The organism is Rubneribacter sp., assembly GCF_965361815.1.
Genome location: NZ_CBDTNW010000197.1, coordinates 1 through 3,011, shown reverse-complemented (window position 1 = coordinate 3,011; position 3,011 = coordinate 1). Strand labels below are relative to the sequence as shown.

Genomic DNA, 3,011 nt, shown 5'->3' with positions numbered 1-3,011 from the left:
TTTCTTGCTCTGTCGGGTGTATTGCTCCCGGGTCCCTCTCCTCATACCGCTGTTCCCCGACCATGCGAAAAGCCCGCCTTCTCCGCCCTCTACCGAAACTCCATCCGATACGAAAGCTCGACGCGCTCACCCGGCTCCAGCACGCGCACGCCGGGCTTTTCCGCCAGCTCTCGCGGGGAGAAATACGCGTCGGGCAGCGCCGACCACGGCTCGATGCACAGGTAGCGGGCGTCTCCCTGCCCCGTCTTCGTCCAAATGCCCAGGTAGGGAAAGTCCGGAAACTCCACCCGCACCTCGCAGGGGTTCGTCGCGCTTGCCAGCGCAACCGCGCTGTTGGGGACGTTTTCCAGCACGATGGTGTCGATGCCCAGCTCCTCGGGCGTTTTCGTCAAGCAGCCGTCCTCAAGCGGCACGGCGGTCTTCGGCAGCGTGAGGATGCCCGCCTCGTCCATGCCGAACATCTCAAGGCCCTTTACGCCTACGCCTTCGAAGCGCACGAAGTAATCGGCCATGCGCTCGTTCGGCAAAAGCAGCGTCGCGTACGCCTCGTGACCGCCCAATTCGAAGGGCATGGGCGCGCCACCCAGGTTCTCGACCTCGTGGGTCTTCACAAGGGTCGGGCCTTCCAGCGCGAAACGGACGGTCAGGCGGAAGTCGAACGGGTACACGGCCCTCGTCCGTTCGTCGGAGACCGTCGCGAAGCGCGCCTCGGTGTCCGACACCTGCTCGACGTCGAACGCCCGGTCGCGGCAAAACCCGTGCGTCGGCGCGTCGATGCGCTTTCCATCGAGCGCGTACCATCCGTCGCGCAGCCGTCCGATCAGCGGGAACAGAAGCGGTGCCCGCCGTCCCCACACCGCAGGGTCGCCGCACCACATGCGCTCCACTCCGCCGTGCACCACGCTTCGCAGCTCCGCGCCCGCGCTCGACACGCGCACGAACAGCTCGTCGTTTCGCAGTGAGATCATCATCGTCGGTCCTTTCCGGACGGGGAGCCGAGCCGCTTCGCGGCAGACGAGAACACCTTGCCCTTGTCCCGTGCGCCGATGGCGACGACTTCGACTATCTCAACCTCTTCGCCAACGATGCGGTACACAACTCTGATGCCAGCCTCGCGATATTTGAGCTCCTTGCATCCCGCAAGCTCGCCATGGAGGGGCTTTCCCAATTCGTCGGCCCGCACCCGCAGTTTCGCCAACCCGATATCCACAAGTCGCCTCACCGATCCGTCAAGGGACCGGTACTCTTTTTCAACATCGCGGTTGAAGAACCTCAGGGCAAAGCGCCCCGTCATTGAAAGAGCTCCTCATCGGAGATGGCTTCGGGGTCGAGTTGAAGCCATGCGGCGTAGCTCTCCTCCCCCATCGCCTCCTCAAGGCTGACGCTTCGCCGATCGGCATCGGCGTCTCCCTCGCGCAAGCGCTGGGCGACGCTCGCGTAGAACCGTTGCTCGCGCAGCGCTTCAAGCTCCACGGCCATGCTCTCGAACATCTCGTAATCGACGATGACCGTGTCGATGGTGTTTCGATCGGATACGTATAAAGGCTCCTTGCGGGCTCGCTTGCGCATCTCCCCGAAATTCTTCCCCGCCTGCGACGAGCTTACGATCTGATCGCGTCCGAAGACGAGCCTTCCATTCACGACCGCATCCATAGCGCATCTCGCTTTCTTTTCGCATGCAAAAAATCCATCCGTATTTTAGCACGGATGGATTTACGAGTTTACTCACGGACGAAAGCCTTTCGCCTTCGAACGCGACATCCCTACCCCCGCTCGGCGATGTCGCCGGCGCGGTAGGCGGCCAAAAGATCCTCCAAGTCCGCTATCTGGCGCTTGAGTTCGGCACCGGTGTCGGTGTCGGCCACGAGGGTGCGCCTCTCCACGCGCTCCACCACGCGCCGCGACGAGTGGATGTCCAGCTCGCGCTCCACGGCCGCGCGGGCGGACTCCAAAGGCTCGTGGGCTGCCAGCACAAAACCGTAGGAGTTGGAGATGAGCGTGTAGCCCGCGATGCCGGTGGTGGGCTGATAGGCCCGCGAGAAACCGCCGTCGATGGTGAGCACGTGCCCGCCGCACTTCACCGGGTCCTCGCCGTCTTTCACCTTCACCGGCACGTGCCCGCACACGATGCGCGACGTCTCGAAATCAAGTCCGAAGTCCTCGAAGACGCCGCGCATCACGCGCTCGTCGTCCAAATACGTGTAGAAGGGGTTCTTGACCTCCTTGCGCGCCTCTTTCTCGGCGATGAGGTAAAGCTCGAACGTGGCCATCTTGCTCTTCGCGAACAAAGGCGAGCCCTCCCCCAGCCACATGTACCACATGAGGTCGCGTCCGCGCTTTCGCTCCTCGGGGTCGGGCGAGTTGAACGCGGCGCGCACCCATCGCTCCATGACGTCGTAGAGCGCGCGGCCCTTGCACCTCTCGCCGAACACGTCCACCTCTTTGAGCGAGCCGTCGTCGTTGAGCGGCACGCACGCGTGGAACAGCAGGTTGCTGTTGTGGACCTTGTAGAGGCTTCCCGCCTCCAGGAAGAAGCGCATGTGGCGCTGCAGCTTCTCGCAGCCCGTGAACGCCTGCTCGAGCCGGCACATGACCTCCTCTTCCTCGGGGGTGAGGCGGTAGGGGTCGGCCGGGTCCACCGTGGGAAACACCGTGTCGGTGAGCGCGTACTCCACTCCGTCCACCACCACGGTGCCGCGCGCAAAGTCAATCTTGTCCAAAAGCTTGCGGCTCTCCAGACCAAAACCCGGGTTCTCGTCGATAAGCTGCGCCTCCACCTTGAACTGGATGATGGCCATGGCCTTTTGGATCTTCACGTTCAGTTCCAGCTCCTGCGGCGGCAAATCGGGGCTGCCCTTGAGGCCGAACGCCACGCAGGGGTCGTCTGCGTACGCCTCGCGCGCGAACGACGCAAGCGGCAAGACGTTGATGCCGTAGGCGTCCTCCAAGATGGACAGGTTGCCGTAGCGCGCGCAGTTGCGCACGACGTGCGCGATGCAGCCGCGCTGCCC

General features: G+C 63.6%; 4 protein-coding genes. All 4 read right to left on the bottom strand.

Annotation, left to right across the window (positions count from 1 at the left end):
- Nucleotides 1-89 precede the first annotated feature (89 nt).
- Complete coding sequence (locus tag ACWKY3_RS14040; protein WP_449317014.1) at nucleotides 90-971, bottom strand: aldose 1-epimerase family protein; 882 nt, start codon at nucleotides 969-971, stop codon at nucleotides 90-92.
- Nucleotides 968-1,294 carry a type II toxin-antitoxin system RelE family toxin gene (locus ACWKY3_RS14035; protein WP_449317013.1) on the bottom strand — a complete coding sequence of 109 codons (327 nt, stop codon included), beginning with the start codon at nucleotides 1,292-1,294 and terminating at the stop codon, nucleotides 968-970. The genes ACWKY3_RS14040 and ACWKY3_RS14035 overlap by 4 nt, the downstream gene beginning before the upstream one ends.
- Entirely contained in the window at nucleotides 1,291-1,653 is a 363-nt protein-coding gene (locus ACWKY3_RS14030) for a hypothetical protein (RefSeq protein ID WP_449317012.1), read from the bottom strand. Before ACWKY3_RS14030 ends, ACWKY3_RS14035 begins: the two co-directional genes overlap by 4 nt.
- A gap of 110 nt (nucleotides 1,654-1,763) precedes the next feature.
- Nucleotides 1,764-3,011, bottom strand: a 1,248-nt coding sequence (locus tag ACWKY3_RS14025; protein WP_449317011.1) for a fructose-bisphosphatase class III, incomplete at its 5' end; no start/stop codon positions are given.